Below are 26,578 nucleotides of genomic sequence, written 5' to 3'. Positions count from 1 at the left end.
ATGAAAAAGGGATGGGGCCTAGCAGGCGCAGGCATCGTCGGGGCCGCAGGCCGCGCCGCTGGTGGCTTCTAGGAAAAAGGCCGTGAACTGCTGGTGGACCCGTTGCAGCAGCTCGGTGTTGAGGCAGTAGCAGACGGTGAGGCCGTCGATTTCACCGCGTATCAGATCCAGGGCTTTCAGCTCCTGCAGGTGCTGGGAAACGGTGGTGCGGGAGAGCGGCAACTCAGCGGCGATATCACCCGATATGCAGGTCTGCTTGCTGGCCAGCAGCTGAATGATGGCCACTCGCGCCGGGTGGGCCAGGGCCTTGGCCACGCGGGACAAGTGCTGCTGCTCTTCGGTAAAGGCGGCGGTTTTAGCGTAGGTCATGGGAGGAAGCCGGAAGTGGTTCGGGGGAAGTAGAAGGCACTGCCGTCGCCGTCAGCAGTTGGGTAAGCAGGGTTTCGGCACGTTGGTATGCGCGCTGCTCAGCTGCTTTGAGCCGCTGCTCGTCGCCCCCGCCCGGCAGGCCGTTGTAGCCGCCTTGTGTTTGCAGGCGCAGGCTTTCCAGCACTAGGCATTCGGTGCGCAGTACCCGTTCGAGCACGACGCGCAGCAACGGATGAACCGGCGTATCAGGGGAGGAAGACATAGCAGCAGGTAGCCAGGCAGGAAGTATGTCGCAAATATACGACATTGCATGACGTATGTTTACGTCGCACCTACTTTCTTCTTCGTATGCCGGTAGAATTTCTGAGTGACGAGCAAGCCGCTCGCTACGGACGCTTCTTTGCCGACCCCAGCCCCGAGCAGTTGGCCCGTTTCTTTTACCTGAGCCCGGATGATCGGGCATTCGTGGCCCGGCGACGACGCCGGCCCAACCAGCTCGGCTGTGCCGTGCAACTTGGCACCCTACGCTATTTGGGGACCTTCCTGCCTGAACCTACCCAGGTGCCGGCCGTTGTCGTGGAGACGCTGGCCGCACAGTTACAGGTCGACCCCACCGAGTGGACAGCGTACGGTAAGCGCGTCAGCACATGGTACGAACACCAGACGGCGGTGCTGGCCTACCTGCACTATGTCCCCTTCGAAGCCGCACAGGCGTTTCGACTTACACGCTGGCTCTACGCACAGGTCACCACCAGCACCGTACGCCCCAGCGTGTTGTTTGACCTGGCCACCGCCCACCTGGTCGCCCTACGCGTGGTACTGCCCGGCGTCACGGTGCTGGCCCGCCTCATTGCGCGGGTGCGTGAGCGCACTGGTCGTCATATCTACCGCCAGGTGGTTGCACGGTTGAATGCGACGCAACAGAACGCCCTGGAGACCTTGCTCGTGGTATTGCCCGGCGGGCGGCTCACCCTCTTGGAAGTATTGCGCACGTCCCCTACCCGCGTTTCCGCCCCCGCGCTGGTCGCCGCGCTACAACGGCTAGACCAGATTCGCGCCCTCGGTGTCGGCGACGTGCCCCTGAGCGACCTGCCGGAAGCCCGCCTGGCGCGCATGGCCCGGCACGCGCAGCTGGCCTGGGCCCAGCCGCTTTTGCGCATGGGGACGGAACGCCGGGTCGCCACATTGCTGGCTTTCGTGCAGGCGCTGGAACGCACCGCTACCGATGACATTCTGGAATTGTTTGACGGGCTGATGAGTGCATTGGCCCTGCGCGGGGAGGCGAAACGGCGGCGCGAGCGGCTGCGCTCCCTCAAAGACCTGGACGAGGCCGCGCTGCTATTACAACAGGCCGTGCGCATCCTGCTGGACGAGACGGTACCTGATGCGGCCCTGCGGCAGCGGGTACTCAGCACCCTGGGCGAAACCGCGCTCCGGGAGGCGGCCGATGCCGTGCAGGACCTGGCCAGCAGCGAGGACGACCCGATGCTCCAGGTGCTGGCCGGCAGCTACGCCACGGTTCGCCGCTTTCTGCCCGCACTGCTCGGCGGCCTGGTCTTCGAGGGCTCTCCGTCGGCCAAGTCCTTGCTTGATGCCTGGCACTTTTTACAGCAGCAAGAGCAGCCCGGTCGGGGCCGGCCTAAATGGGCCACCGCCCCCGTGGCGGTTATTCCGAAAAGCTGGGCCCGGCGCGTCTTTCCCGGCTAAGGGGACGTCAACCCGCATGCGTACACGCTGTGCGTGCTGGACCGGCTGCACCAGGCCCTGCGCCGCCGAGAAGTCTTCGTGCCGCGCAGCGAACGGTTTGGCGACCCACGCGCCGAATTGCTCCGGGGCGAGGCCTGGGCGGAGGCGCGGGATTCGGTGGCCCGTGCCCTGGACCGCTCCATCGACCCCGCCGTAGAATTGGCCCGCCTGCAACAGCAACTGCATGCCGCCTATACCGAAGTAAGCGCTAACCTGGCCCGGAATACGGCCCTGCAACTGCTGCAGATCGACGGTCAACCGTCCATTACCTTGACTCCGCTGGCGGCCCAGCAGGAGCTGGCCAGCCTGACGCGCCTACGCGAACAGCTGGCGGAGAAGTTGCCCCCGGTCGAGTTGGCCGCTCTTCTGCTGGAAGTGGAGGCCTTCACCGGCTTTGCCAGCGCCTTTACGCACGTGGCCGACGGGCAAACCGCTGCGACCGACCTGCCCTTGAGCATCTGCGCCGTACTGCTGGCCCAGGCCTGCAACATCGGGCTGAAAACGGTGGCGCGGGCCGATGTGCCCGCCCTGACGCTGCCCCGCCTCTCGTGGGTACAGCAAAACTACCTGCGCGCCGAAACCCTGACGGCGGCCAATGCCCGGCTGGTGGACGGCCAAGCCCAGTTGCCCCTGGCCCAGGCCTGGGGCGGCGGGGAGGTGGCCTCCGCCGATGGGATGCGCTTCGTCGTGCCCGTGCGCACCATCTACGCGGGCTGGAACAGCAAGTACTTCGCCTCCCAGCGGGGGGTTACCTATTATAATTTCACCAGCAACCAGTTCTCGGGCATCCACGGCATTGTCATTCCCGGCACGCTGCGCGACTCCTTGTTTATTCTGGCTGGGCTGCTGGAACAACAAACCAGCCTAGACCCCCGCGAAATTATGGCCGATACGCACGGTTTCAGCGAAGTAGTATTCGGGCTCTTTTCGCTGCTGGGCTTCCGCTTCAGCCCCCGGCTGGCCGATCTGCCGGACCAGCGGTTCTGGCGTCTCCATAAAGAGGATGACTATGGTCCGCTCAACGAGTTGAGTCGTCACGTCATCAATGCCCGGCTCATTTCGGAGCACTGGGACGATATGCTCCGGCTGGCTGGTTCGCTCAAATTGGGTAAGGTCAAGGCTACGGCCGTCATGCGCACCCTGCAACGGGCCGGCTCCCTCTCGGGTCTGGGGCGGGCGGTGGCCGAGCTGGGGCGGGTGGAGAAAACCCTCTACCTGCTGGCCTATGTGCACGATGAGGCGTACTGGCGGCGTATTCTGGTGCAACTCAACCGGGGTGAAGGTCGGCACGCGCTGGCCCGGGCCGTCTTTCACGGCAAGAAGGGCGAGCTGCGCCAACGCTACCGGGAGGGCATGGAGGACCAGTTGGGAGCCTTGGGCCTGGTGGTGAATGCGTTGGTGCTATGGAACACGCGGTATTTGCAGCAAGCCCTACAAGAGTGGCCAGCAACGGAAGCGGCCCTACTACCGGACGATGTGGCGCGCCTGTCGCCCCTGTTGCACGAGCACGTCAATATGTTGGGCCGCTACGATTTTACGCTGCCCGAAAGCATTGCGGCGGGGCAGTTGCGCCCGTTGCGCAACCCCGAAAACTGGCAGGAGCGGTTTGTTCCTGTAGAATAACGGAGCGGATAGCAGACCGACCGGAGTCACTACACCAGGTATTTGTGCATCGTCGCCACGGGGACGCCGGTCGCCACTTGAATCTTTTTAAAGCTTAGGCCCGTGCTGCGCAGCCGGCGTAATTCGGCAATCATCTCCGGAGCCAGGGCGGGGCGGCCCGGTTTTTTGCTGCTCCGCGCCTGCCCGGTTTTAATGCGCTCCGAAAAACGTACCCGTTCCTGCTTGGCAATGGCGGCCAGAAAGCCAATGATGGCATCCCGGAATAAACCCGTGCTGTCCAGGTACTGCTCGGTGAAAGACTTGAACTGCACCCCGACGGCGGTGAGCCGCTGCAGGTGATTGAGCGTCTCGGTTACGCCCTCGCGGCTAAAGCGGTCCAGCGCCCAGAATAGCACTACATCAAAACGGCGCTGGTGCGCATCCACGAACAATTGTTGGAACTGGGGACGTTCTGCGTTGCCGCCGCTTTCCTGATCCGTGTACTCCTTATAAATAGCGTAGCCCAGCCGCCGCGCGAAGTCCCGCAGTTCCCGTAGCTGGTTTTCGTTAGTCTGCCCTTTGTCCTTAGTACTGACACGGGCGTAAATCGCGGCCCTCATCGGTCTTTGCAGGTGTTCTGTACGTGTTCACGCCATGTTACGGGCGGCCCATGCATACGATCGGACACCTTCCTAAATCCATCGGCACTCAGCATGCCAACAAGTTCTGCCAGCTCATACACCTTTTGCAGTGGCTGATTGACAAAGTACGACCCCTTTTTTTCGTGGAAACCAAACGAAAACCCTGCTTCGAAATGCGTAGGGGCCATTTCAATATTACCGTAGCCTGCTGAAGTCGTGAGCATGACGCCAACACAATATTCTCCCTCAATGGCAATCACGGCGAAACGATGACAATGCTCTCTGAGCTTGTCTTCACAGTTCATAATCCTTTTACCTCCCTTAGGATAGATGGCATCAGGATGAAATTTATAGATACCTCGCACGACACGCTCGGTAGTGTATAGGCGTTGAATACTCATTCGCAAAACTACTGTTTCTCGAACGAGTTTGCTACCGGCCGTGCCGGTACTAAGAACGGCGTTTTGAGGACCGGTTTTCGGGAAGGTTTTTCGAACGCTTCTTTCGGCCCGCGTGCTGAGTGAAATATAATATAAGCTGCCAACTGCTTTTCCGCACCGACATTCATAGTATTTAATATATTATATACTATATACTCTTAGCGGGAATTTCTGTTCCTACTCTAGTGCTACCCCAAGACGGCCGCGAATTGGTTATTACGACGAATGACCAAGCGTTCAGGAAAAAAGTATAGTTCGGTGTTGCGCAGACCCAGATACGGAATGGGAACATTGGTTTGCAAGTGACGGGAGGGCTTTCTATTTAAGGAAACGCCCCCAAGGCCGATGCGCGAAATGGCATTACTGGCCCCGGCATTGCGCCGTCGGTCGTTGATACGTTCGGAGTGCAAATACTGCCAGACTCTGTGCGAATTGGAAATCTGGCCAAAGGCTTTCAGGAAGTCGGCGTGTACCTGGGCTAAATCATCGTTGAACTCATAGTTGATTTCCAGTGTCAGACGCCTTTTGTCAACCCGTGACAGATACATGTAAGCGGCTAGCACAGCCGCCAGGCAAAAGGCAAGACCGGTCCAGAATAAGCTAGGCTGATCGTCTAAGCGCAGGTATTGTTTGACTTCCGGAACGCGGGTAATGCGGGCGAATTTTTTGGAGACGTACTGCCCAGTAGATACCCCATACCAATGGTTCATGGTGCTGTCCGTGAGGGGAAGCAGACTACCGTAAACCGCCGAGCCGACCACAGAAGCTTCTGGGTCGGGCTGCTGCCGAATCTTGATGCCGCTGGAGGCGGTAATTTCCACCTTCGGGATGATGGTTTCCTCCGTGCGCGTGACTTGGCCGAAGTAGCTGAACAAGCCAAAGCCCAATAGTGGCCTTGGTTAAAAGTTTAGTACAAAGGTTAAACGCCCTTTGCCAAATTAGAACGGACGTTGGGCAGTAAGCTGTGCTAATGCTGCTGCGTCAGCGTCACGCTCTGGTTACCCTATACCTGCTTACTACACTCATTTGGTTGGCCGTAACTTGAGCCGTTGCTGGTACTGCGCCAGCGTACGCCGTACCTCGCCGACGGAGTGTAGACCATTGAGGGAGAGATAAGGAGTTTGGTCTGGATGGTAAGGGAGGCGGCCGGCACGGCTCCGCCCGGCGCACCGAAACACCTGTGTCTGCCACTCCGAAATGCGTCCGACCAATTTCTCGCCTACTTCGTGTCTATCAACCTGCTGCACCTCGGCGTAAACCAGCGCCTTGGGAAGGTAGTATCCGCTTCGTCAGGCTTTCGCTGGGCCTCGCCTCGCTGTACTATATCGGCCTCTGAAAAGCCGAAGTGCCTGCCCCATTCGATTCCAACTCCATTCTTGCCACCGTCATCATCGGCCCCGACGGCCAGGTGGTCACCTGCCACGACGGCATGGCCGCGTACTACACCCCCGAGTTCAAGGCCGCGCTGGAGAAGCTGGTTCGGTAAGCGGCGTTGGCAGGGTGGGCGGATGAGTGCCCGAAATGAGCGGGGAGGGTCCGCCCCGAGGTTATAGCAAACTGCCTACCTTGCCGCCATGTCCGATTTTCGTCTGCGCGTATTTGCCACCGTGGCCCGGCATCTGAGCTTTACCAAGGCCGGGCAGGAGCTGTTTGTGAGCCAGCCGGCCGTCACCAAGCACATTCGTGAGCTGGAAGCCCAGTACGGCCAGCGCCTGTTGGAGCGGCGCGGCAACCGCGTGAGCCTCACCGAGGCCGGCCGCCTGCTGCACGCCCACGCCGATGCCGCCGCCGCCGCCCAGCAGCAGCTCGAAGACCAGCTCCTGGCCCTGCGTGACCCCGAAGAGGCCGCCGGCCGCCTGCGCCTGGGGGCCAGCACCACCTTGGCCCAGTACGTGCTGCCGGGGTTGCTGCCCGCCTTTCAGGCCCGCTACCCGCAGGTGCAGCTCTCGTTCCTGAACGCCAATTCCGAGCGCATTGCCGATGCCCTACTACGCGGCGAGCTGGATTTGGGCTTTGTAGAAGGCCGCACCAAAAGCCACGACCTGCACTACGAGCCGTTGCTGCCCGACGAGTTGGTGGCCGTGCGCCGCGTCGCGCCCGGTTCCCCGCTCGCCACGCCGCTGTCCTTGGCCGAGGCCCTGGCCCACCCGCTGGTGTTGCGCGAGCGGGGCTCGGGCACGCTGGAAATTCTCGAATTTGCTCTGCGGGCGCAGCACATTAAGCTCAGCAGCCTTTCCGTAGCCCTTTACCTGGACAATACGGAAGCCATCAAGCGCTACCTCGAAGCCGCGCCGGCGGCCCTGGGATTCGTGTCGCGCCGGGCCCTGGACCGCGAGCTGGCGGCTGGACTGCTCGAAATCGTGCCCATCAAAGGGCTGCACCTGGCCCGGCAGTTCGAGGCACTCTGGGTGCAGGGACAGGTGCTGGCCCGGCCGGCCCAGCGGTTTCTGAGCTTCGTGCAGGGGCAATTCAAGGGGGCCAAATAAAGGCTGGCGATGCCGGATAACCATTCGGTGTCAGCTGGCAGCGGCTGTACTTATACAGCAGGAGGTGAACCGGGTGGTTCGTCCAACGGCAGATTGGCGATGGCACAGGTCTGCCGGTGCCGTAACAACTGCTGCCACGGCCATCCGGGCGGCTCAAGACTGGCGGGAATGCAAAAATCAGCTATTCTATAAATAACTTTTGGTTATGCAGGATAACACGATTGGATAATCCTTTGCGTAGGGGTCGCCGTATATTTGCCTCAGAAACAACCCCCTCCCGCTCATGGCACTCCCGGTTCATTCCGCAACTCCGCAAGCCCCTGATTCGCCGCTCGCTCCCGCTCCGGCGCAGGAACCGGCCGCTCCTGAATTCAACGAAACCACCGGCTTCTTCCGCCACCTGCACACGCCCCGCGTGCTGTTCGGGCAGGATTTCACCCTGAAGCAGGTGGTGTTCGTGCTGTTCTTCGTGTTCTGCCTCACGCCCTGGGCCTCGCCGCCCATTGCCCTGGCCCTGGGCTTGGTGCTGGCCCAGACCATCGGCAACCCCTTCACTACCCAAACCAAAAAGGCCACGGCCAAGCTGCTGCAGTTCTCGGTTATCGGGCTGGGCTTCGGCATGAACGCCCACGCGGCGGTGCAGGCCGGCAAGGAGGGCATCCTGTTCACGGTGGTGTCCATCTTCGGCACGCTGCTGCTGGGCCTGGTGGTGGGCCGGTGGTTGGGGCTGGGCCGGCACGTGGTGCATCTGATTTCGTGCGGCACCGCCATTTGCGGCGGCTCGGCCATCGCGGCCATCGGGCCGGTGCTGCGGGCCAAGGACGAGGAGATGTCGGTGGCCCTGGGCACGGTGTTCGTGCTCAACGCGCTGGCCCTGTTTGCCTTCCCGCCCATCGGCCACGCGCTGGCCATGACTCAGAACCAGTTCGGCCTTTGGTGCGCCATTGCCATCCACGACACCAGTTCGGTGGTGGGCGCGGCGGCCGCCTACGGCAATAAAGCCCTGGAAGTAGCCACCACCGTGAAGCTGGCCCGGGCCCTGTGGATTATCCCGATTTCCATTGGCACGGCCATGATTTTCAAGCAGAAGGGCGTCAAGGTGAAAATTCCCTATTTCATCTTCGGCTTCATCGCCGCCATGCTGCTCAACACCTTCGTGCCCGCCGCCAAGCCCCTGGGCCCGGTGATGGTGAACCTGGCCAAAATCGGCCTCACGGTGACGCTGTTTTTCATCGGCGCGGGCCTGTCGGCCAAGGTGGTGCGCTCGGTGGGCATCAAGCCCTACGTGCTGGGCATCCTGCTCTGGTTGGTGATTTCGACTGGCTCGCTCTACGTGATTCTGCACACGGTATAGCGCAAAGCGCACGGAGGAAGTTGGACTACCGAAGCAGCTAGAACAACCTCATTTTCAATGCCATGCGCATCACCAAATACATTCATTCCTGTTTGCTGTTCGAACTCGACGGCCAACAGATTCTTTTCGACCCGGGCAAGTTTTCCTTCATCGAAGGCTTGGTGCACCCCGAGGTTTTCAAAGACGTATCGGTCATCATCATCACCCACAACCACCCCGACCACCTCGACGTGGCGGCGCTTCAGAAAATCGTGGCCCTGCGTCAGGTCATTATCATCTCTAACCGCGAGGTGGCAACCGAACTGAAAGCGCACGGCCTCACGGTGCAAATCCACGAGGAAGGTCGCCTAGACTTGGGCGTGTTTCAGCTGCTGGCCCTTCCGGTGCAGCACGAGGCCATTCTCGACAGCCCCTTGCCGCAAATGACCGCCTGGCTGGTGAATGGCAAGGTGCTAAATCCCGCCGACTCTTTTGCTAACAATTTGTTGCCCTTCGCGGGGGTGGAAATGCTCCTGCTGCCCGTCACCGCGCCTTTTCTCACGGAGCTGGTGGTGGCCGATTTCGCCCTGAAAATGCGTCCCAGGCAAATTTTGCCCGTACACGACGGCTACCTCAAGCCCTTCTTCATCCAGCAGCGCTACGAGAACTACGGGCCGTATTTTGAGAAGCACGGCATCGTGTTTCACCGGCTGGCCGAACCGGGCGATGCCATTACCCTCCCGTAGCCTACTCCCTTATGCCGCTACCCCCCCCCACCAACCCACTCGCCCTCTCGGACCGGCTGGCCCTGCAACGGACCCGGCTGGCCAATGAGCGCACTTTGCTCACCTACGTGCGCACCAGCCTGGCGCTGGTGGGCTTCGGGCTGGCGCTCCTTCAGTTTCACCCCGAGCGGGGCGGCCGGTTGGGTTACTCCGCGCTGGCGGTGGCGGGGCTGGTGCTGACGGTCGGGCTGCTGCGCTTTCGGGCCCATTGCCGGGAATTGGCGGCCTGCCAGCTAGCAAGCGGCGAAGGTAGTTGAGCAACAAAAAACCCCGGTGCTACCCGAAGCAAAAGCGTTTGCGCCCCTAAAAAAGCCCCTGATGCGACATGCACCAGGGGCCTTCTTGGTCAGCAGCCGGCTTACGGCTGCGTGAGCGTGACCGCGCCGGCCGGGTTTTTGTCGCCGAGCACCACCACGGCGAACCGGCCTGCCAGCCGCAGCCGAATCTGGTAGTAGGCGTTGACTTCGACTGCGCCACCATCATCGGTTTTGAAGGAAATGACCGGCTCCGGGGCCACCAATGCGGTTTTGCTGTCCGACAGGTACAGGGTGTAGGTGGTGTTGGCGGCCAGCTGCTTGAGGGCCAGTACCATTTCGTCGAGGTCTTCGGTGGGGCGGATGGTGGCCCCGCCGCCCACGCCGGGCACCGGCTGCGTACCCACGGGCACCAGGCGGATGTTCACCGGCGTCACCGGCGTGAAGGCTTCCAGCCCACTGGCGCCGGGGCTGCCACCGCCGGCTTTCACCACGTAGAGCAGGGCCTGCGGGGCCTGGCCGCTGCCGGTTTCGGTGAGCTTGGTGTTGGTTTTGGTGTCGATGCTGACCAGCGCGTCGCCGTTTTCCAGGCCCACGTAGAGCTTGCTGCCGTCGCCGTTGGGCCACACACCGTGCGGGTTGGCCCCCACCGGGATAGTGGCCAGCAGCTGGCGCTGGCGCGAATACACCTTCACCGCGTTTTCGCCGCCCACGGTTACGTAAGCGAAGTCGCCGGCGCTGGCCCCGCTGAAGCGGGTGCCGCCGCCGGGGCCGGCCATGTTCACATGGTTGGTGCCGGGGCCGGTGTCAATCACGCCTTCCACGGCGTAGGTCTGGGCGTTCACCACGGTCACCTTGCCCACGTCTTTGTGGGTCATCCAGACCTGCTGGCCGTCCTCGGTCACCACCAGGTTGGGCGAGAACTTGCTCACCACCGGCACCCGGGCAATGACCTCGCGCTTCTTCACATCAATTACGTCGAGCGTAGCGGTTTCGGAGTGGTCCACGAAGGCCACTTTGCCATCGGGCCGGAACACGACCATGCTCGGCTCGTGCTCGGTGGCAATGTTTTTCACCACCTGCATTTTCTCCACGTCAATCACCGTCACGTAATCCTTGCCGCGCACCGCCACCCAGAACTGTCTGCCGTCGGGCGTGAAAAAGCCCTCGTGGGGGTTGCGGTCCACGTATACCTTGCCCTTGACGGTGTTGGTGGCTAGGTCGATAAAAATCACCGCGTTGGTGAGGGTGGCAATCACGCCCAGCGTCTTGCCATCGGGCGACACCCCCAGCCCGTGCACGTTGGACTCCATGTCGTAGAGCGGGCTCAGAAAATCGGGCCGGCCCTTGCCCAAGCGAATCACGCCCAGCAGCCGGTTGGTGCTCGGGTCGTGCACCGACACCGTGTTCGATGACTGGTCGGCCAGGTACACCCGGTCGGCGGCGCTGGCTGCGATGGGGCCGGGGTCGGGCGGAATGACCATGTCGGGCTCGGTTTCCTCGCTGTTCTTTTTCGAGCAGGCCCCGAGCAACAGCGTGGCTGCCAGGGCCCAGGTGGATAAGGTAGTGATGCGCATGGAGGGATGAAATGCTGGTTTTGCCGCCCAGTCTAAGCCGGACTATTCGGCCAGTAAAGCGGGTTCACCGTCAGTGGTTTTGGGTGCGACGATTACCCGCGAAAACTTTTTGCCCGCTGGGTTCAACTCGCCGCCCGCGATGCGCTGCACCGGCCCCAGGGCCTGGCCCATGGCCCCGCCTTTGGCATCGGTGCGCACGGTGGTCAGGGCGTAGTCGCGCGCGTAGGGCGCTTTGGTGCCGCTGGTCAGGAAGATGTCGTAGTCGGTGTTCGGCGTCAGGCCGCGCAGGGCGAAGGTGGCCAAATCCACCAGCCCTTCCGAGCGCAGCGTCATGGTGCCGGTGGCGGGGCCAGCGGTGGGCGGCTTGAGCGTCCGCACCACGGCGGGCTGGTCAACCAGCTGCCGGCCGAGGCCGGTGTTTGTGGCCGCGCCGGCAGGCACGGCGTTGGGCACGTACATCAGCGCCATTGGGGCCTGGCCTACCTTGATTTTGGCCAGCACCCGGTTGCTGGCCGTGCTGATGGCCACGGCGGAGTCGCCGTTTTCCAGGCCCACGTACATCCGGCTGCCGTCGCCCGAGGGCCAGATGCCGTGCGGATTAGCCCCCACCGGAATGGTGGCCAGCTGCTTGAAGCCCGGGGCGCGGCTGTACACCTTCACTACGTCCTCGCCGCCTACGGTCACGTAGGCCAGCTTGCCGGCCGCCACATCCACCGTGGCCACGTGGTTGGTGACGGGGCCGGTTGTCAGCACGCCGCTGATGGTGAGCGTCTTGGTATCCAGTACCGATACCTTGCCCACATCCTTGTGGGTGAACCAGATTTGCTGGCCGTCTTTGGTGGGGAAGATGTTGGGCGAGAAGGGGCTCACCACCGGCACCTTTTTGATGACTTTGTAAGTGGCCACGTCCACCACGGCCAGCTCGGGCGAGAAGCTGGAGCACACAAAGGCGCGCTTGCCGTCGGGGCTGAAGGCAATCTGGCCGGGGCCGTTGGGCACGGGCACACGGCGGGTTTCGCGCATCGTGGCCACGTCAATCACCGATAGGTAGTCCTCGCCGCGCACCGTTATCCAGGCCTCCTTGCCATCGGGCCGGAAGGTGGCCTCGTGCGGGGCCCGCCCCACGTACACGCTGCCTTTGATGACGTTAGTGGCCGTTTCGATGAAGGTCACGTTGTTGGAGCCCACCGACACCACGGCCAGCAGCTTATGGTCGGACGAAGCACCCAGGCCGTGTACCAGCGCCTGCCCCTTGTAGAGCGCCGAGAGCAAGTCGGGCTGCGGCTTACCCAGAATAATCTGGCCCAGCAGCTTGTTATCCATGGGGTCGATAACCGAGACGGTGTTGGAAATCTGGTCGGCGGTGTACACCCGGTCGCGGTGGCTGACGACCTGAGCCGCCGCCACGCTGGAAATGAGCAGCAGGCCGGGGAGGAGAGGGAATTTCATGGGATAGGGAAAAAAGAACGTCATGCTGAACGAAGTCGCAGCATCGCTACCTCTTTACTAATCAACACTTCTTCAACGAAGCGGTAGCGATGCTGCGACAAGCTCAGCATGACGGTTTAAACGGAATTAGGTACTATTTGCCAGGGTTCTGCGTGCCCACGGGGTGCTGTTTCAGCCAGGCAGCCATCTGCTGAATCTCGACCTGCTGCTCGGCGATGATGCTTTGGGCCAGGCGGCGCAGGGCGGGGTCCTTGCCGTACAGCAACTGCAGACGGGCCATGTCCACGGCCCCCTGGTGGTGGGGCAGCATCATGGCCGCGAAGCTGGCGTCGATGTCGTCGGGGCGGGCCCCCTCCATGCGGCGCATGCCCTCGTCCATCACCACCATCACCGAATCCATGCCGTGCTGGAAGGCGGCGACCGGGGTGCCGGGCGCGGCTGTGTGGTCCATCTTCAGGCCGGTCATGCCCGTCATGGAGTGGGTCGTGCCCGGCATTGATGTAGTACCAGCCGGGGTATGGTGTTGGGCGCGGGCCGTCGCGACTCCGCCGAAGGTGAAGGCCAGCAAAAAGAGGAAGGGTTTGGTCATGTCGTGCGCTGTTGCCGTCCCATGAGTGGGGGGCTGGTGCACTAACGGGCAACTTCCAAAAATGAACGCCCGACACGGGCCAACTGGACCTATCCCGGGGTGAACTGGCCTTCCAGGTTCCGGGCCGGCTCAGGCAAATCGCTTGAGCAACTGCTGTACGCCGGCGCTGTAGCTGCGCGAGGAGGTGACGTGCTGGCCGTTGGCCATGCGAAACAGGTACTCGCCGTGCGACCAGTGCCTGAAGTCCACGATGTGGGCCGGGTTGACGATGCACGAGCGGTGGATGCGCAGGAACACGGCCGGGTCGAGCCGCTCGGCCAGCTGGCCCAGGGCCGTGCGCAGCGGGTAGTGCCGGCCGGCCGCGTGTAGCTGCACGCCGTTGCCGCTGGCCTCGAAGTAGCACACCTCGGCGGCCGGCACGAAGAAGCTGCGCTCCGGCAGCTTCACCAGGAACTGGTCCTGGTAGTCAGCTGCCGGGGCGGTCCAGCTGTGCAGCAGGGCCTCCAGCTCGGGGACGCGGGCCTGGTACTGGCGCAGGCGTAGCTGCTGCTGCACCCGGCGTACGCAGTCGGCAAACCGGTCGGGGTCCAGCGGTTTGAGCAGGTAATCGACAGCGTGGAGCGCGAAGGCCTGCACCGCGTACTGGTCGTAGGCCGTCACGAACACCACCAGCGGGAGCGGCTGGCCGGCTTCCCGCAGCCGGCCCAGCACCTGCACGCCATCGAGGTCGGGCATTTGCACATCGAGAAAGACGACGTCGTACGCGCCGGTTTGCAGGGCGGCCAAGGCTTCGGTGCCGTTCGCGGCTTCGCCCGTCACGGTCAGCGCCGGAAAATCGGCCAGCAGCTCCCGCAGCAGGCTGCGCGCCAGCGGCTCGTCGTCGACCAGCAGCGTGCGGATGGGCCTCATGCGGATAGATGCGTAACCCCGGCCGCTGCCAGCCGGAACGGGATGGACAGGCGCAGGCAGTAGCCGCACGCCGGGGCCGACTCCACCGCCAGGGCGTAGTCTGGGCCGTAGAGCGTAGTCAGGCGGCTTTCCAGGTTGCGCAGGCCGATGCCCCGGGCGGCGGTATCGGCCGCGCCCTGGCCGTTGTCGTGCACTTGCAGCACGAGTCGGTCGCCCTGTTTTTCGGCCCGCACGGCCAGCTCGCCGGCCCCGGCGCGGGGCGCCAGGCCGTGGCGCACGGCGTTTTCCACCACCGGCTGCAGCAGCAGGGCAGGCAGCAGCGCGCCCTCGGTATCGGGGGCGATGTCGTAGCGCACGGCTAGCCGGTCGGGGAAGCGGGTTTGCTCGATTTCGAGGTAGAGGCGCGTGAGGCGCAGCTCCTGTTCCAGGGTCACCTCCTGCTCGTCGGTGCCTTCCAGCACCAGCCGCAGAAACTGGCTGAGCTGGGCCAACATGCGCCGGGCGGCCTTCACGTCCTGGGTCATCAGGGCTGAGACGGCGTTCATCGAGTTGAAGAGAAAGTGCGGCTGAAGCTGCATTTTCAGGGCCTGCAGCTGGGCCTGCACCAGCTGGGTTTCGAGCTGGGCGGCCCGCACCCGGCCTTCGCGGTACCGCTCGCGGTACTGCACGGCGTAGGCGATGCACAGCAGCATCCAGTAGATGGGCACCCAGTTGTTGGCATTGGCCACAACGGTATGCAGGGAGAAGCCGCCCGGCGTGGCCCCGCTGCCGTGCATCACGGCGGCGTAGCCCAGGCGGTACACCAGGGTCAGGACGTAGCTAGCCGCCGCGTGGGCCAGCAGGTGCCAGAGGCGGTGCCGGCGTTCGGTGAGGTTGAAGCGGGCCGCCAGGGCGAACACCACTGGCGTGAGCAGGCCCCAAATCAGGCTGTGCAACAGCCGCCCGCCCAGGGCCTCGCGCCAGTCAGTGGGCGTGCCGGCCGAGAGGTTCTGCACAAAAATCAGCAGCACCATGAACCCGCTGAACAGCAGCCACGCCAGGGCAATGGTGGAGCCGCTCACCAGGGGCGGAGATAGTTGCCGTTCCAGGGGCCGTGCGGTCGTACTCATGCGCTTTAAAGGTAGCGAAACCCGCCGCCGCCGCGCTGGCCTGGCCTCCAGGATGGCCTTTTTAGCGGGTCAACGGGCCTTCGGGTCAGCATCGGAGAAAATGATTTCAGCCAAAGCAGGCAGGACAGTGCCTGAATAGATACGGAAAAAGGCGGTCCTAATAGGCGGGCGAAATGCGTCACTTGCTGGCGCACGGCGGCTTCGACCTGCTCGAAGGGCGGAACCCCGAATTGCTGCAGAATCTGCTGCTGGTGGTTAAAGCGGGTGACCTTGCCGTAGCGCGTCCACTCCACCGCTCCCAAGTGGTAACGCTGCTGCACGTACGCCTGGTCAGTCGCCAGGAACCGGTCCACGGGAAAGAAGCACCCCGTCGTCTTGAAGTAGCCGACCTGCAGTACGAAGCCGCCCCGGCTGTGCGGGGCCAGCAGCGTAGCCAGAGACCGGGTGGCCCAGTCGGGCAACGCAAAGAAGAGCTGCCGCTGGGGCGGATTGAAAACAGGGGGCTGGTCGAAGGCACGGCGCTGGGTCGCGTCGAGTAAAAACAAGTAGCGGGCCATGGAGCAGGAAGGAAATCCTAAAAATAGCCAGCTGGCTTGTTCACTAAAACGAAGGTTACCCTTTATAAGTACTTACGCCACCGTAAAGTGGTCATCCACGCCCACCGAAAGCCAGCCGCTGCCAAGGCCGCCGATTAACTTTTGTACCAAACTTTTAGAGCCTGTTGGGGAATCGTTCCCTTTAATCGCAAATCGATTTACCAACAGGTTCTTAGGGAAGAGAGGTCGTTATTGCACTTATGATAAAGATGAATACGATGACAAGCCTGAAAAAAAGAGACATACTAATAGCATTTTTGATGCTTCTTCTTAGCTTTTGCTGTGTATATGTGCCCTATATGCTTCCAAAAATGTGGCTGTTTGTATTCGAATACGAACCTAAGACTGCATCAAGGTTAGCGCGTAACGTAATGCCTTGGTTTCTAAGCTGCCTTGACCATCCCAAAGACATTAGGTACACTCAATGGCAACTAAGTAAACTTGCTTTGATAATAGGTACGTGCTTAAACGTAGTTGTGGCTTTGGGCCTTACAGTGGCAAGCACTCTTAGGGCGTTAAGACAAGGAGGTGTGTATGTGCTGTATACTTTGATTCTGGTTTTGGGACACGCATGTTTCGCCCTAATTGTGCCCCAATTAGTGTTTAACACAGTAATCGGGCCGAGCGAACGTGTCGGCCCTAATGACCATTGGCTCTAATAGCCTGTTAGGAAATCAATATAGTCGGTTGAGGCAAAGGGTTACGTTAGCCCAGAGGATCCAAGCCGCGTGGCTTTCGGGCGTGTACTCGTAGTCCATGACCACCCGTCGGAAGAAGTTCAGCCAGGCGAAGGTGCGTTCGACCACCCAGCGGCAGCCGACCGGGACAAAGCCGCGCGCCGACGGCGGCCGGCTGCTGACCTCATGCCGTAGTCCACGCGCCAGCAACCCTTCGGCAAAGTGGCCGCGGTAGGCGCGGTCGGTCACCACGGTGGTCAGGTGCGGGCCCCAGTGGCGCCGCTCCCGCAGCAACGGGGCCGCGCCGCGGCTGTCGTTCTGGTTGGCCGCGTGCGCGCGGCAGGCCCACACGCGCCCTTGCCGGTCCACCAGCAGCTGCCGCTTGCGCCCGTTCACACACTTGCCGCCGTCGATGCCGCGGTGCTCGGCGATGCGCGGGGCGAGCTTCACACTTTGACTGTCCAGGCACAGCACGGTCGGTGTGGCCGGCTGCCCCTGCGCTTGCCTGTCGGCTTCGTTCAAAGTCCGGTTCAAGCGCTGCAGCGTGCCGTCCTGCTGCCAGCGGCGGAAGTAATAATACACGGCCGTCCACTTGGGAAATGCCGCCGGCAGGCTGCGCCACTGGCAACCTGAGCGGCACACGTAGCGCAACGCGTCCACCACCTGGCGCAAACACAGGCGCCGTTTGCGTTGCAGCGGCAGTAAGCAGCGCATAACTTGCCACTGCGAGTCAGTGAGGGGTTGATAGCCGTCAACCATAATGCAGACCGGAGCCTAGGAACTCCGCCTGCAACTTACTGGCTCGTTTTTCTTTAGACCCAAGCCAATTCCCAAACAGGCTCTTAACCAAGGCCAATAGTAGAGCCAAGACCAGCGTACCCCACTTGGCAAATGAAATCTTGGCGGCTTTCTCAGTTAGCTCGTTGATGAAATCCTGCGAGTCAACGTCACTAAGTTGAGTTATCTCATCGGAGGTAATAGTGTGCAGGTGCCCCTGAGCCGTGGGCGGCAGCGGCGCGGGTGGATAAGACGGGCTGTGAGTTGTCGTCTGCTGTATGTATTTGCGGTACTGAATGCCACCAGCCCCCAGCGAAACGTAAGTGCCCCGCCGATTGACCCTAATCCGGGCACCTTTCACGCCCACGGAGTAGCCAATGCCCCGGGTAGATAAATTGACCCGCATTGGGCCGAAGCTAATGGATTTGCGAAACGAGAATCCCATGGATAATGGATAGAAAGTCTATTCGCAATATACACGGGTCAATGAATGTCCCAACTCACTTCTTGCGAGGAAATTAGTCATGTAGCCACAGTCGATTTATCTCGTGATAGCCCATGTGGCACGTGAGCTATCAAACTCTAAATTGCGCGTTGATTGCCGGCATTCGTTACATGAAGATTCTCCAGCCCCACCAAATCAGCAGTGAAGTATTAGAGGTGATTCACTCCGCCCAGCAGTACTTAATTCTAGTGTCGCCCTACGTAAAACTAACCCAGTGGCAGCAGTTGGCCGCAGCCCTAACGGCAGCCAAAGGGCGAGGAGTACGGATTGACTTTTTCGTGCGTAACGACCCCGATAATGCGGGCAGTTGGGAGCAGGTAGAGGCGCTGGGGCTGAAAGCGCGGCTAGTAAGCAACCTGCACGCAAAGTTCTACTTCAGTGAAACCAGCGGGGTCATTTCCTCCATGAACTTACTGGCTAGCTCCAACAGCAACTCCATCGAAATAGGCTGCAAGTTGGAAACCCAGACGGAGCTGGACGAACTCAAAAGCTTTGTGAAGCGCTTCGTGGTGCCGCACGAAATGAGCGAGCGGCCAACGGAGGCCGACCTGTACCTGACCAAGGAGCGGTTCAGCGTGGCCTTGGAACACTACATTGCCGACCAGACCCGGCGAGACGCGCGGGTTACCTTCCAAAAGGACGAGTTCGAAATCCGGGCGGTATCGAACACGTTCTTCTTGTACGTGGACAAGGCTACGAATCGGCTTTTTCTGAGTGCAATTGTTTCGGAAGCTGAGGCCGGCGCATTTGAGGCGCGGCGCTCAACTTTCTTTACGTCTCCATCTTTCCGTTATGATTTGGATAGGGGTGACCGAGGACACTATAGCATGGTGGAAGGCGCCTACCAGCCCCGGTTGTCTACAGCATACCTAGATAACCTGCGACTGCCCGAAAAGAAGCAATTGTTAGCAGAGGTGATGACGTTCATTAAAAGTGTGCGAGCTTTTAAAGACGCTTGAAAACAGCACAGTTACAATTAAGCTTCATTAGCAGAAGATGACAGCTTAAATACCCTTCACCAAGTTCAGGAAGTCATCCAGCTTGTAGGCCCCGTCCACCACGCGGCGCTCATAGACCATGAAGTAGCGGAAGTCGTTGCCGGCTTTCTGCACCCAGTACTCACCCAATTTGATTTTTCTGCTCGGCGTCGAGGTGGTCGCCCTTGGTTTCTACCAGCAGAGTCTTGCCGCTCTTGGTTTGGATGATGAAGTCGGGGTAGTGATTGAGGAAACCATTAATCCGGAAGCCTTTGCGTTCTAGGTTGCGCGTCCAGAAGGCAATGTTGGGCAGGTTGGCCAGCTCGTTGATGACCCGCTCCTCGAAGCCGTTGATCTTGCCCTCCTTCTCGTACAGCGACTTGGTAATGTCCTTGCCCGTGTCGCCGGGTGTAATCTGGGCCGGCAGCGCGTAGGCCGGCTGCATCGAGACTTTATCCTGGTCGAGGAAGTTGCGGAACTGCTTCAGCGCGTACGCCTCCGAAAGCTGCCGGATTTTGTCCTTGATCTTCTGGGTGTAGGTGTGCTCGTGGTTGGCGAAATCCGTGAACTGCTCGTCGGTGAAGTCTTCGAGGATGCGGCGGACGTAGCGCTCAATTTCCTTGTCGGCAATGGGGTAGAGGTTGCCGATCAGGCCCATGATGCGGCTGGTGAAGTTCTTGACGCGGCTGTCTTTGCGGGTCGGGTCGAGGATGAACGTCATGATGCGCTCCTTCGCGTCGCCGTCGATGCGGGTGAAGGTGGGCGTGGCTTCTTTCTTGGTGTCGTCGAGGTCCACGCGGTAGAGCTCCGAAGACACGCCGTCGAACTTGATGTCAGTGTTTTCCTTGCCGAGCTGAAAGCCTTCGAGCAGGTAATCCTTCTCCAGCAGCACACTGGTACTGCCGGCGTCGCCATCGAAGAGCGTGGCAGCGGGTTTCTTCCAGAAGAACTGGGGCAGCCGCAGGGCCGTGGCCTGCTCGCGGAAAATCTCTTTGATCGGATAGGTTTTCACGAGGGATTGGAGGGCGCTGGGAGGGGGCGTAGTGCCGCTGGCCGTACTCGCAGCCACGGTTTGCTCGAACTCGGCCTGCTGGGCCAGAGCGGCCTGGGCAATGGCTTGCAAGGAGCCCGCCGCCGGGGCCGTGGAGGCCACCTGCGGCTGCGTGACCGACACGGCCGCCGCAGCCTCATCGGTGACAGGCTCCACTGGGGCAATGCGGCCGAAGTCAATGTCGGCCAGATCATCGATGGCTGGCGTGGGGGCGGGGGCGTCGAAGTTGAGCGGGGCCTGCACGAAGCTGGCCAGCGGGTCGGGCTTGGGCGCGAGGGTAGTGGCGTCGGCCACTTTGTAGTCGCGGGCGCTGAAACCGGCTTTGTTCAGGCCCACCACAATCTTATCCAGCGTTTCCAGAAACTTGCTGGAGGCCGTCAGCACGTAGCTCATGTTGAGCATGGGTGCCTGGTGCGGGGCCACGTAGGGCTGGCGCAGCACGCGGCCCAGAATCTGCTCCACGTCTACGGCCGACGACTTATCGGCCAGCGAGGCCAGGATGTAGGCAAAGGGCGCGTCCCAGCCTTCTTTCAGGGCATTTACGGTGATAATGTAGCGCACCGGACATTTCGGCGACGACAGATCCTCGTTCTTCAACTCGTTCAGGCCCGCCGTCTTGATGCGGATATGCTCGGCCGGAATCTTGCGGTCGATGAGCTTCTGCTTGAGCAGCTCGAAGGTGGTGTTGTCATCGGCGGTTTTGGGCTGGGCCTGAAACAGCACGATGGGCCGGATGTAGCGGCCGCCTTCCTTCTGCTCTTTCTTCGCCTGCAGCTCCAGGTTGCGTTGCAGCTGCAGGGCCGAGTTGATGACTTCCGTGCGGTCGTTGTGGTTGTAGACGATGACGGGCAGCTTCACCATGTGCTCCTTTTTCAGGGCCAGCGCATCCACGAAGCTGATAATGTTGCTGTTTTTGCGCGGGGTGGCCGTCAGGTCGAGGATGAACGAGGGGCTCAGGTTCTTGAGCATGTCCACGCTCAGCTCGCTTTCCGCGTTGTGGCTTTCGTCGACTACCACCACCGGGTTCAGGGCCTGAATCACCCGCATGAGGGTAATATCCTCGTCGCCGGGGCCTAGCAGCGTGCCGAAGGACTGTAGGTTGCCGTTTTCCTGGTACACCTTGCGGTCCTCCTTGTTGCGGGCCCGCAGCGAGTCGAAGCTGAGCACCACCAGGCTCAGCTGCTCCTGCACGGAGCTGGCCGAAAAGCCGCTGCCTTGCAGCAGGGCGGCCTTGTCGTACACTTCCACCCGGCCGGCGAAGTGGGTGTTAATTTTCTGCCGGTAGGGGTGGCTGGGGTCTTTCAGGTGGCGCAGCGTCTGCTCCAGAATGGTGACGGAGGGCACCAGCCACACCACGGCCTTAGGGCGGTCGGGCGGAAAGGCGGCGAAGATGGTGCGCAGCGCGTTGGCCGCCAGAAAGGTTTTGCCGCCAGCGGTGGGCAACTTCACGCACACGTGCGGCACGCCGGGCACGGTGTTCTTGTAGGGCTCCACGGCCGCGCCGGGAAAGGGCTGCAGGGGCGTACGCGGGTGCGTGGCCCAGAAGTCGTGGAAGGCGTCGGGCAGGTTTTTGGTGGCCTGCACGCAATCGAGGAAGCGGGCCAGGTCCGTAATGACTTCCTGCTGGTAGGGTTTCAGCTCCATATCGGCCGGGGGTTAGAAGCGCGAAATGTCGCGAGGGATTTTCTTGAAAATAATGCCGTGCTGGGTCATGAACTCGGCCGGCAGCAGGCAGTTATCAGCGTAGATGATGTACTGGCCGGCGCGGGTGCGCATGGTGGCCAGAAACTCGTGGTTGAGTGTGGTAACGGCGTCGGGCTGGTAATGGAAATAGTAGGCCGTATCGTCGTGCAGGCCCAGAAAGGCCGCGTTGTCGTCGGCCGAGGGAGCGGGCAGGGGCTGCTTGGTTTCGGCGTAATAGAGGTACTGGCGCAGGCCCGCCAGGCCGGCCTGCTCGTTCAGCTCGCCGGCCTCGGTGAAGATGGGCGCGCCCAGGGTGTAGTAGTCAAAGCTGCCGCCGGTGCCAGGTTGGCCGGCGTAGCCCTGCATGACGCGCTTCACCCGCTCCGCCGTGATACGCTCGGCGTAATCTTCCATTTCCGTGAGGATGAAGCGGCGGTTGCCACCGTCCTGCTGGTTGAGCTTGAGCACGGCGTGGGCTGTGGTGCCGCTGCCGGCAAAGCTGTCGAGGACGATGGAATCTTTGTCGGTGGCTAACTGAAGCACCCGCTCAATCAGCTTGGTGGGTTTTGGGGTTGGAAAGGTGTCAACATCATGCAGAATCTTGTTGGCCTCCTTCTTAGCATCTTGGGTGTGCCCAACTTCAGTGTAAAACCAAAGTGTTTGCGGTACAACTCCATCCTGAACATCTGATAAGAAGCGTTTTATAGATGGGCTAGACTTTCCATCCTTGCCCCACCAAATACGATTGTCTTTATGATATGCCCATAGCTTTTCTTCATTAATGACCCAGTAACGGCCCTTAGGAGGTCCGTCGATAACCCTCCCAGATGGAGTCGTTATAGCGTATGTGCCGAGACTGTAGAAGTTTCGAGCGGACAAGTCACCTGACTTCCATGGTCCTCGTGGGTCGTTGTCAGGATTTTTGTATCGGCTGTTTTGCTCCTCACTGCGCGACATTAGCTTAGGACGCCACGAATCAGCATTCCGAGCATAAACCAGAATAGAATCGTGGTCCACGGAGAAGTGCTTAGCAGAGTTCTTGGGACTGTAATTTTTCTGCCAGATGACGTTCGTTACAAAGTTGCCCGCACCGAAAATCTCATCGCACATGAGTTTAAGGTTGGCATACTCCACATCGTCAATGGAAATCCAAATGCTCCCATCTTCCGCCAGCAGCTTGTGCAGCAGCTTGAGGCGCGGGTACATCATGCACAGCCACTTATCGTGGCGGGAAAGGTCTTCGCCTTCCTTGCCCACTACCTGGCTAAGCCACTTCTTGATTTTGGGGTCGTTGACGTTGTCGTTATACACCCAGCCCTCATTGCCGGTGTTGTAGGGTGGGTCGATGTAGATGCACTTTACCTGGCCCTCGTACTCTGGTAGCAGGGCTTTCAGGGCTTCGAGGTTGTCGCCGTGGATGATGCGGTTGCCGCTGCCGGTGGGCTCGGTGGTTTGGGTGCCGTCGGCGAGGGCGCCGTACTGGTGGTCAAGAAGTCGGAACGGAACGTCCTGGTGGTGGTTGATGACTTTGTCTTTACCAATCCAGTGGAGCGTGGGCATGCGGGGGTAACTATGAGTGTAAAGACGAAGGTACGGAAGCCCAAAACCCAAAACTAATCCTGCCTGGTAGCTAAAAAAGCTAGTTAAGAGGGACCTAATCGCATTAACTCTCTGACCTCAAGCTAAAAATCAGTCCTCGAAAGCACTATCTTCGTTAGCATTCCGGCTTGTGCTAGTCTTGTTAGGCAAGGGCATCTAACTTAATAGATTGTGCTATGTCGCTGCTCCAAATTTTGTACAGCAAAGTCACCCACTGAACAATACCGTGTACCGCGGAATCGACGCATACAGCTGCCCATCTGGCATGATGTAATGGTCAGCTACCTTTCTCTTCACTATCAATCTTTCCTAATGTCAGCCTTCTCGAGCGCATACCAGCAATTCTGGCTCAAGCAACAAATCAAAGTAGGGGAAGAGGTAGTGCAGAAAGGGTTACGCGAGAACCAAGTGGGAGCAGTAGGAGCTATCCTAGCTCATTTCAGTGTCCGGAAAGATGCTGCGCTGGTCAGTATGCCCACGGGGACGGGTAAAACAGCCGTTATGATAGCGGCCTGCTACGCGCTCCGGGCAAGTAAAGTCTTGGTCGTGACACCTAGCCAGATGGTTCGGAAGCAAATTGCCAGGCACTTTAAGCTTCGCAGGGACTTGATCAATAATGAGGTTTTGAGCCCTGATGCCCCAGAACCCCGCGTCTATGAGTTAAAGAACGTCATTCATAACAAGGCGGAATGGAACGATATTCTAGCGAATCATGACGTGGTGGTGGGTATACCAGATACTCTGAACCGAATAGAAGAGTTACCCCAGGTGCTGGAGGCCAATGCTTTCGACGTGGTGCTGGTAGATGAAGCACACCACAGCCGGGCAAAATCGTGGACCTACTTGCTAAATCACTTTTCGCCAGCTAAAAGGATTCTTGTTACGGCAACAGCTTTCCGAAACGATAAAAAGGATTTAAAGGCCCGCTTGGTCTATAATTACCCGTTAAAACTAGCATACGACCTAGGGCAGTTCAGTAAAATTGAATATGTAGCGGTAGAAACAGCTGGTATTCAGGAGCCAACTGACCGCGACCTTGCCATTGCCAAAAAGACCGAGGAGGTGTTCGGTAGCCATCAACAACATGGCCACAAAATCATCATACGGACGGATTCACGGACCCGTGCTGAACAGTTGAAGCAGCTATACGACTCGCAGACCGCACTAAAGCTAGTGCTCATCTATAGCAAGCTTGCGCAATCCACTATAGATAAGCGCATGAAAAAGCTCGAAGAGGGGGAAGCAGATGGAGTTATCTGCGTGGATATGATGGGGGAAGGCTACGATTTCCCTTCCTTGAAAATTGCTGCAATTCATGCTCCTCACAGAACGCTACCTATTACCCTACAGTTTGTAGGCCGCATAAGCCGTACAAATGTAGCAGCTGCGAATACTGCACACGTTGTCGCAAGCACGCACGATTTCGAGATTGATAAAATTCAATTATTCAAGGATACCCGAGATTGGGCGGCTATCTTACCTGAGCTGCATCGCGCAAGAACTGACCGCACAGAGGAGGAGCAACATTTCTTCGACACCTTAGAAGAAGTTACACCTCCAGATGACACTTATGTGGTTGATACAGAAGAGGCATTGCTCCTTGAAAACGAAGAGTTAAAGCCCTTTTATCACACTAAAATTTATCGTCTAATTCCAAAGGAAGTTGCTAAAGTAGACGAAGACGAGGAGGAGCCTGATTTAGTCGACTTAAGTGTCGTACCTAATTTCAATGGGCTTGCTAACATGAGCCGAGTGATTTTAAGGCATCACCATGTCAGTACGGAGTACCGACTCGCGGTATTTGTTCTGGGTGAACTGATTACGCCAGCGTGGTATGGTGCTGATGACAATCTTAAAGATGTCAAAAACAGCCTAATCCTCGCTTACTACGATAAGCCACACAATTTGCTTTACTTCTGCTCTTCCTTGAAGGATAATGAGTTGTATAAAGAATTAGCTCATAGCTACGTGGTTGACCGATTAGCTTTTGCGGAGATTCTCTCATTGCCGATGCTTAAGCGGGTTCTGGCCGGCTGGGAAGGGTGCAAGTTTTACAACATTGGTATGCGTAGCCGGAAGGCTAAAGGGAGCAACGAGTCCTATCGTCAGCTTCTAGGTGGTAGTACCCAAGAATTACTGACCGCTGCAGACGCCTTCAATTATACCCGGGGTCATTCTTTTGGTGCTGGCTTTGATTCGGTATTAGAGGAAGAGATGCTACTCGGTATTAGTACCAGCTCCAAAGTGTGGTCGATAGTAGATGGGAAAGTGCCTGAACTGCTTGATTGGCTTAATAAACTGAGCCGCAAGATTTCGGATGCCGAGATGGACAACCTTAAATCGCCGCTAACCGAGCTTGATTGTGGACGGGACATCAGTGAGTTCCCCATAAGCGACGATAACGCTCTGGTAGCGGCTGACTGGGACGGGTCGATTTATAATAGGGAAACGCGTGTGGCCTTCGTGGACGCAGATGATGAAGTTGTGGAAGAGGCTTTGCTTGTGGCTTGTGAAATCAGCATTTGCCGCGAGGAGTGTACACAAAATCAGCTTGTGTTCTTTGTTAAGCGAGGTCAAGCCTATGCAAAAATTGGCTACCGTATTAAGCCGGATATAGCATTCTACTACCTCGAATCGACCCCCTGTAAGTTACACGAGACACGAGGTAACAACGTGCTTCGCCAGAAAAGCCTGTTCACCTTGCTTACGGATGCTCCCATCAATTTTTACTTCGAAGACTGGTCAAAGCTTGCCGGTCGCACTTTGATGGACTTTAACACCGGGTTTGACCTCATGCCTGACGGTGCCATACAAGCAATAGGATGGTCAGGCTTACAGGTTAATGTGAATCGGGAATTTTATACAGCAGATGACATCACCGCGAATACGTTAGCTGGTGATACCAGGCTGTCGATTCACGACTACATTGAGCAAATGGTATTACCTGATTATGATGTGGTGTACTATGACCATGCCTCATTGGAGGTAGCGGATATCTTAGCCTTTCGTCCGGATAGCATCAAGTTCTTCCACTGCAAAAAGCAGAGTGGAGAAGAACCCAGATGTTCCGTTGATGATATCTACGAGGTATGTGGTCAAGCAGTAAAATCAGCGGTTTGGACAAACAAAAAAGTGTTGCTCAACCGGTTGGTTTATCGCAATAAAGGAGATACTGGGAATAGGGTGAAGAAAGGGTCGCTTGACAAGCTGAAGGAGATACTGATGAGCATCAACAATCCTAACCTTACAGTGGATATTGTGATTGTGCAGCCTGGCTTGAAAACCACGAATCACAGCGGTACTCAGGTAGAAGCTTATCAGCGCATCAGAAAGTTGTTTTCCGGTGCTCATGCATACCTGCAGACAATAGGGTCTTGCACACTCTCGGTTCTTGCTTCGTAAGTGAACCGAGCTTGTAAAGCCT

23 protein-coding genes and 1 pseudogene are annotated in these 26,578 nt (G+C 59.2%); 8 read left to right on the top strand and 16 right to left on the bottom strand.

The features are described from left to right. Positions 1-18 precede the first annotated feature (18 nt). Together F1C16_RS21005 and F1C16_RS21000 are read right to left on the bottom strand one after the other, a co-directional pair. Entirely contained in the window at positions 19-369 is a 351-nt protein-coding gene (locus F1C16_RS21005) for a helix-turn-helix transcriptional regulator (protein ID WP_073285423.1), read from the bottom strand. After that, complete coding sequence (locus tag F1C16_RS21000; RefSeq protein ID WP_125433150.1) at positions 356-631, bottom strand: hypothetical protein; 276 nt, start codon at positions 629-631, stop codon at positions 356-358. The genes F1C16_RS21005 and F1C16_RS21000 overlap by 14 nt, the downstream gene beginning before the upstream one ends. Positions 632-717: 86 nt before the next feature. Between F1C16_RS21000 and F1C16_RS23430 the strand changes: the two are divergent. After that, a pseudogene (locus F1C16_RS23430) lies at positions 718-3,738 on the top strand (Tn3 family transposase). A gap of 29 nt (positions 3,739-3,767) precedes the next feature. Here F1C16_RS23430 and F1C16_RS20990 read toward each other — a convergent pair. From F1C16_RS20990 to F1C16_RS20980, 3 genes are all read right to left on the bottom strand, one after another. Beyond that, entirely contained in the window at positions 3,768-4,337 is a 570-nt protein-coding gene (locus F1C16_RS20990; RefSeq protein WP_073285417.1) for a recombinase family protein, read from the bottom strand. Further along, the gene (locus F1C16_RS20985) at positions 4,334-4,759 is read right to left on the bottom strand and encodes a hypothetical protein (protein ID WP_073285415.1); all 426 of its coding nucleotides are present in this window, start codon (positions 4,757-4,759) and stop codon (positions 4,334-4,336) included. The genes F1C16_RS20990 and F1C16_RS20985 overlap by 4 nt, the downstream gene beginning before the upstream one ends. A 227-nt stretch (positions 4,760-4,986) precedes the next feature. Next, positions 4,987-5,685: an SH3 domain-containing protein gene (locus F1C16_RS20980; protein ID WP_073285412.1), complete on the bottom strand. Its 699-nt coding sequence runs from the start codon at positions 5,683-5,685 to the stop codon at positions 4,987-4,989. 458 nt (positions 5,686-6,143) lie between these two features. Between F1C16_RS20980 and F1C16_RS20975 the strand changes: the two genes are divergently transcribed. The 5 genes from F1C16_RS20975 to F1C16_RS20955 all read left to right on the top strand — a co-directional run bounded on the left by F1C16_RS20975 (position 6,144) and on the right by F1C16_RS20955 (position 9,659). Then, positions 6,144-6,284, top strand: a complete 141-nt coding sequence (locus tag F1C16_RS20975; RefSeq protein ID WP_179225616.1) for a hypothetical protein — start codon at positions 6,144-6,146, stop codon at positions 6,282-6,284. Between the two features lie 88 nt (positions 6,285-6,372). Next, positions 6,373-7,284: a LysR substrate-binding domain-containing protein gene (locus F1C16_RS20970; protein WP_073285409.1), complete on the top strand. Its 912-nt coding sequence runs from the start codon at positions 6,373-6,375 to the stop codon at positions 7,282-7,284. A 283-nt stretch (positions 7,285-7,567) separates the two neighbouring features. Further along, positions 7,568-8,638 carry a YeiH family protein gene (locus F1C16_RS20965; protein WP_230687945.1) on the top strand — a complete coding sequence of 357 codons (1,071 nt, stop codon included), beginning with the start codon at positions 7,568-7,570 and terminating at the stop codon, positions 8,636-8,638. A gap of 62 nt (positions 8,639-8,700) precedes the next feature. Next, positions 8,701-9,363 (top strand): MBL fold metallo-hydrolase, encoded by a 663-nt coding sequence (locus F1C16_RS20960; RefSeq protein ID WP_073285406.1) that lies wholly within the window; start codon positions 8,701-8,703, stop codon positions 9,361-9,363. A gap of 11 nt (positions 9,364-9,374) precedes the next feature. After that, complete coding sequence (locus F1C16_RS20955; protein WP_073285404.1) at positions 9,375-9,659, top strand: DUF202 domain-containing protein; 285 nt, start codon at positions 9,375-9,377, stop codon at positions 9,657-9,659. A gap of 101 nt (positions 9,660-9,760) precedes the next feature. Here F1C16_RS20955 and F1C16_RS20950 read toward each other — a convergent pair whose 3' ends face one another. The 8 genes from F1C16_RS20950 to F1C16_RS20915 form a co-directional block, all read right to left on the bottom strand. Beyond that, on the bottom strand, positions 9,761-11,233 hold the full coding sequence (locus tag F1C16_RS20950) for a YncE family protein (protein WP_185284586.1): 1,473 nt from the start codon (positions 11,231-11,233) through the stop codon (positions 9,761-9,763). 42 nt (positions 11,234-11,275) lie between these two features. Then, the gene (locus F1C16_RS20945; protein ID WP_044518525.1) at positions 11,276-12,682 is read right to left on the bottom strand and encodes a YncE family protein; all 1,407 of its coding nucleotides are present in this window, start codon (positions 12,680-12,682) and stop codon (positions 11,276-11,278) included. A gap of 133 nt (positions 12,683-12,815) precedes the next feature. Further along, positions 12,816-13,133, bottom strand: coding sequence for a DUF305 domain-containing protein (locus F1C16_RS20940; RefSeq protein WP_258049180.1), 318 nt, complete (start codon positions 13,131-13,133; stop codon positions 12,816-12,818). Positions 13,134-13,400: 267 nt separating this feature from the next. Beyond that, complete coding sequence (locus tag F1C16_RS20935; protein ID WP_044518450.1) at positions 13,401-14,180, bottom strand: LytTR family DNA-binding domain-containing protein; 780 nt, start codon at positions 14,178-14,180, stop codon at positions 13,401-13,403. Continuing rightward, entirely contained in the window at positions 14,177-15,289 is a 1,113-nt protein-coding gene (locus tag F1C16_RS20930; RefSeq protein WP_084549014.1) for a sensor histidine kinase, read from the bottom strand. Before F1C16_RS20930 ends, F1C16_RS20935 begins: the two co-directional genes overlap by 4 nt. 5 nt (positions 15,290-15,294) lie before the next feature. Further along, positions 15,295-15,846: a DUF4158 domain-containing protein gene (locus tag F1C16_RS20925; protein ID WP_044518448.1), complete on the bottom strand. Its 552-nt coding sequence runs from the start codon at positions 15,844-15,846 to the stop codon at positions 15,295-15,297. A 713-nt stretch (positions 15,847-16,559) separates the two neighbouring features. Beyond that, positions 16,560-17,321, bottom strand: a complete 762-nt coding sequence (locus tag F1C16_RS20920) for an IS5 family transposase (RefSeq protein WP_073285398.1) — start codon at positions 17,319-17,321, stop codon at positions 16,560-16,562. After that, a complete protein-coding gene (locus F1C16_RS20915) occupies positions 17,314-17,784 on the bottom strand; it encodes a DUF4236 domain-containing protein (protein ID WP_073285395.1) in 471 nt (156 codons plus the stop codon). The genes F1C16_RS20920 and F1C16_RS20915 overlap by 8 nt, the downstream gene beginning before the upstream one ends. 170 nt (positions 17,785-17,954) lie before the next feature. On the opposite strand from F1C16_RS20915, the gene F1C16_RS20910 reads away from it, so the two are divergent. Beyond that, positions 17,955-18,803, top strand: coding sequence for a phospholipase D-like domain-containing protein (locus F1C16_RS20910; protein WP_185284585.1), 849 nt, complete (start codon positions 17,955-17,957; stop codon positions 18,801-18,803). Positions 18,804-18,848: 45 nt separating this feature from the next. On the opposite strand, the gene F1C16_RS23265 is transcribed toward F1C16_RS20910, so the two are convergent. Genes F1C16_RS23265 through F1C16_RS20900 form a run of 3 tightly spaced genes read right to left on the bottom strand, consistent with a single transcriptional unit; the run spans position 18,849 to position 23,115 of the window. Further along, positions 18,849-18,971, bottom strand: a complete 123-nt coding sequence (locus tag F1C16_RS23265; protein ID WP_308461666.1) for a hypothetical protein — start codon at positions 18,969-18,971, stop codon at positions 18,849-18,851. Then, positions 18,964-21,516 (bottom strand): DEAD/DEAH box helicase family protein, encoded by a 2,553-nt coding sequence (locus F1C16_RS20905; RefSeq protein ID WP_308461665.1) that lies wholly within the window; start codon positions 21,514-21,516, stop codon positions 18,964-18,966. Before F1C16_RS20905 ends, F1C16_RS23265 begins: the two co-directional genes overlap by 8 nt. Before the next feature lie 12 nt (positions 21,517-21,528). Next, positions 21,529-23,115: a site-specific DNA-methyltransferase gene (locus tag F1C16_RS20900; protein ID WP_185284584.1), complete on the bottom strand. Its 1,587-nt coding sequence runs from the start codon at positions 23,113-23,115 to the stop codon at positions 21,529-21,531. A 351-nt stretch (positions 23,116-23,466) separates the two neighbouring features. Here F1C16_RS20900 and F1C16_RS20895 point away from each other — a divergent pair, with 351 nt between their 5' ends. Next, positions 23,467-26,556, top strand: coding sequence for a DEAD/DEAH box helicase (locus tag F1C16_RS20895; RefSeq protein ID WP_185284583.1), 3,090 nt, complete (start codon positions 23,467-23,469; stop codon positions 26,554-26,556). The last annotated feature ends 22 nt before the right edge of the window (positions 26,557-26,578 follow it).

The sequence above is a fragment of the Hymenobacter sp. NBH84 genome (genome assembly GCF_014217645.1).
In the GTDB taxonomy this organism is placed as follows: Bacteria; Bacteroidota; Bacteroidia; order Cytophagales; family Hymenobacteraceae; genus Hymenobacter; species Hymenobacter profundi.
This window is presented reverse-complemented; position numbering and strand designations above follow the sequence as displayed.

Excerpts from the sequence above, each read along its gene's own strand:
- F1C16_RS21005 (WP_073285423.1), bottom strand. The coding sequence starts at position 369 with ATGACCTACGCTAAAACCGCCGCCTTTACCGAAGAGCAGCAGCACTTG.
- F1C16_RS21000 (WP_125433150.1), bottom strand. The coding sequence starts at position 631 with ATGTCTTCCTCCCCTGATACGCCGGTTCATCCGTTGCTGCGCGTCGTG.
- F1C16_RS20990 (WP_073285417.1), bottom strand. The coding sequence starts at position 4,337 with ATGAGGGCCGCGATTTACGCCCGTGTCAGTACTAAGGACAAAGGGCAG.
- F1C16_RS20985 (WP_073285415.1), bottom strand. The coding sequence starts at position 4,759 with ATGAGTATTCAACGCCTATACACTACCGAGCGTGTCGTGCGAGGTATC.
- F1C16_RS20970 (WP_073285409.1), top strand. The coding sequence starts at position 6,373 with ATGTCCGATTTTCGTCTGCGCGTATTTGCCACCGTGGCCCGGCATCTG.
- F1C16_RS20965 (WP_230687945.1), top strand. The coding sequence starts at position 7,568 with ATGGCACTCCCGGTTCATTCCGCAACTCCGCAAGCCCCTGATTCGCCG.
- F1C16_RS20960 (WP_073285406.1), top strand. The coding sequence starts at position 8,701 with ATGCGCATCACCAAATACATTCATTCCTGTTTGCTGTTCGAACTCGAC.
- F1C16_RS20955 (WP_073285404.1), top strand. The coding sequence starts at position 9,375 with ATGCCGCTACCCCCCCCCACCAACCCACTCGCCCTCTCGGACCGGCTG.
- F1C16_RS20950 (WP_185284586.1), bottom strand. The coding sequence starts at position 11,233 with ATGCGCATCACTACCTTATCCACCTGGGCCCTGGCAGCCACGCTGTTG.
- F1C16_RS20945 (WP_044518525.1), bottom strand. The coding sequence starts at position 12,682 with ATGAAATTCCCTCTCCTCCCCGGCCTGCTGCTCATTTCCAGCGTGGCG.
- F1C16_RS20940 (WP_258049180.1), bottom strand. The coding sequence starts at position 13,133 with ATGGACCACACAGCCGCGCCCGGCACCCCGGTCGCCGCCTTCCAGCAC.
- F1C16_RS20935 (WP_044518450.1), bottom strand. The coding sequence starts at position 14,180 with ATGAGGCCCATCCGCACGCTGCTGGTCGACGACGAGCCGCTGGCGCGC.
- F1C16_RS20930 (WP_084549014.1), bottom strand. The coding sequence starts at position 15,289 with ATGAGTACGACCGCACGGCCCCTGGAACGGCAACTATCTCCGCCCCTG.
- F1C16_RS20925 (WP_044518448.1), bottom strand. The coding sequence starts at position 15,846 with ATGGCCCGCTACTTGTTTTTACTCGACGCGACCCAGCGCCGTGCCTTC.
- F1C16_RS20920 (WP_073285398.1), bottom strand. The coding sequence starts at position 17,321 with ATGGTTGACGGCTATCAACCCCTCACTGACTCGCAGTGGCAAGTTATG.
- F1C16_RS20915 (WP_073285395.1), bottom strand. The coding sequence starts at position 17,784 with ATGGGATTCTCGTTTCGCAAATCCATTAGCTTCGGCCCAATGCGGGTC.
- F1C16_RS20910 (WP_185284585.1), top strand. The coding sequence starts at position 17,955 with ATGAAGATTCTCCAGCCCCACCAAATCAGCAGTGAAGTATTAGAGGTG.
- F1C16_RS20905 (WP_308461665.1), bottom strand. The coding sequence starts at position 21,516 with ATGGAGCTGAAACCCTACCAGCAGGAAGTCATTACGGACCTGGCCCGC.
- F1C16_RS20900 (WP_185284584.1), bottom strand. The coding sequence starts at position 23,115 with ATGCCCACGCTCCACTGGATTGGTAAAGACAAAGTCATCAACCACCAC.
- F1C16_RS20895 (WP_185284583.1), top strand. The coding sequence starts at position 23,467 with ATGTCAGCCTTCTCGAGCGCATACCAGCAATTCTGGCTCAAGCAACAA.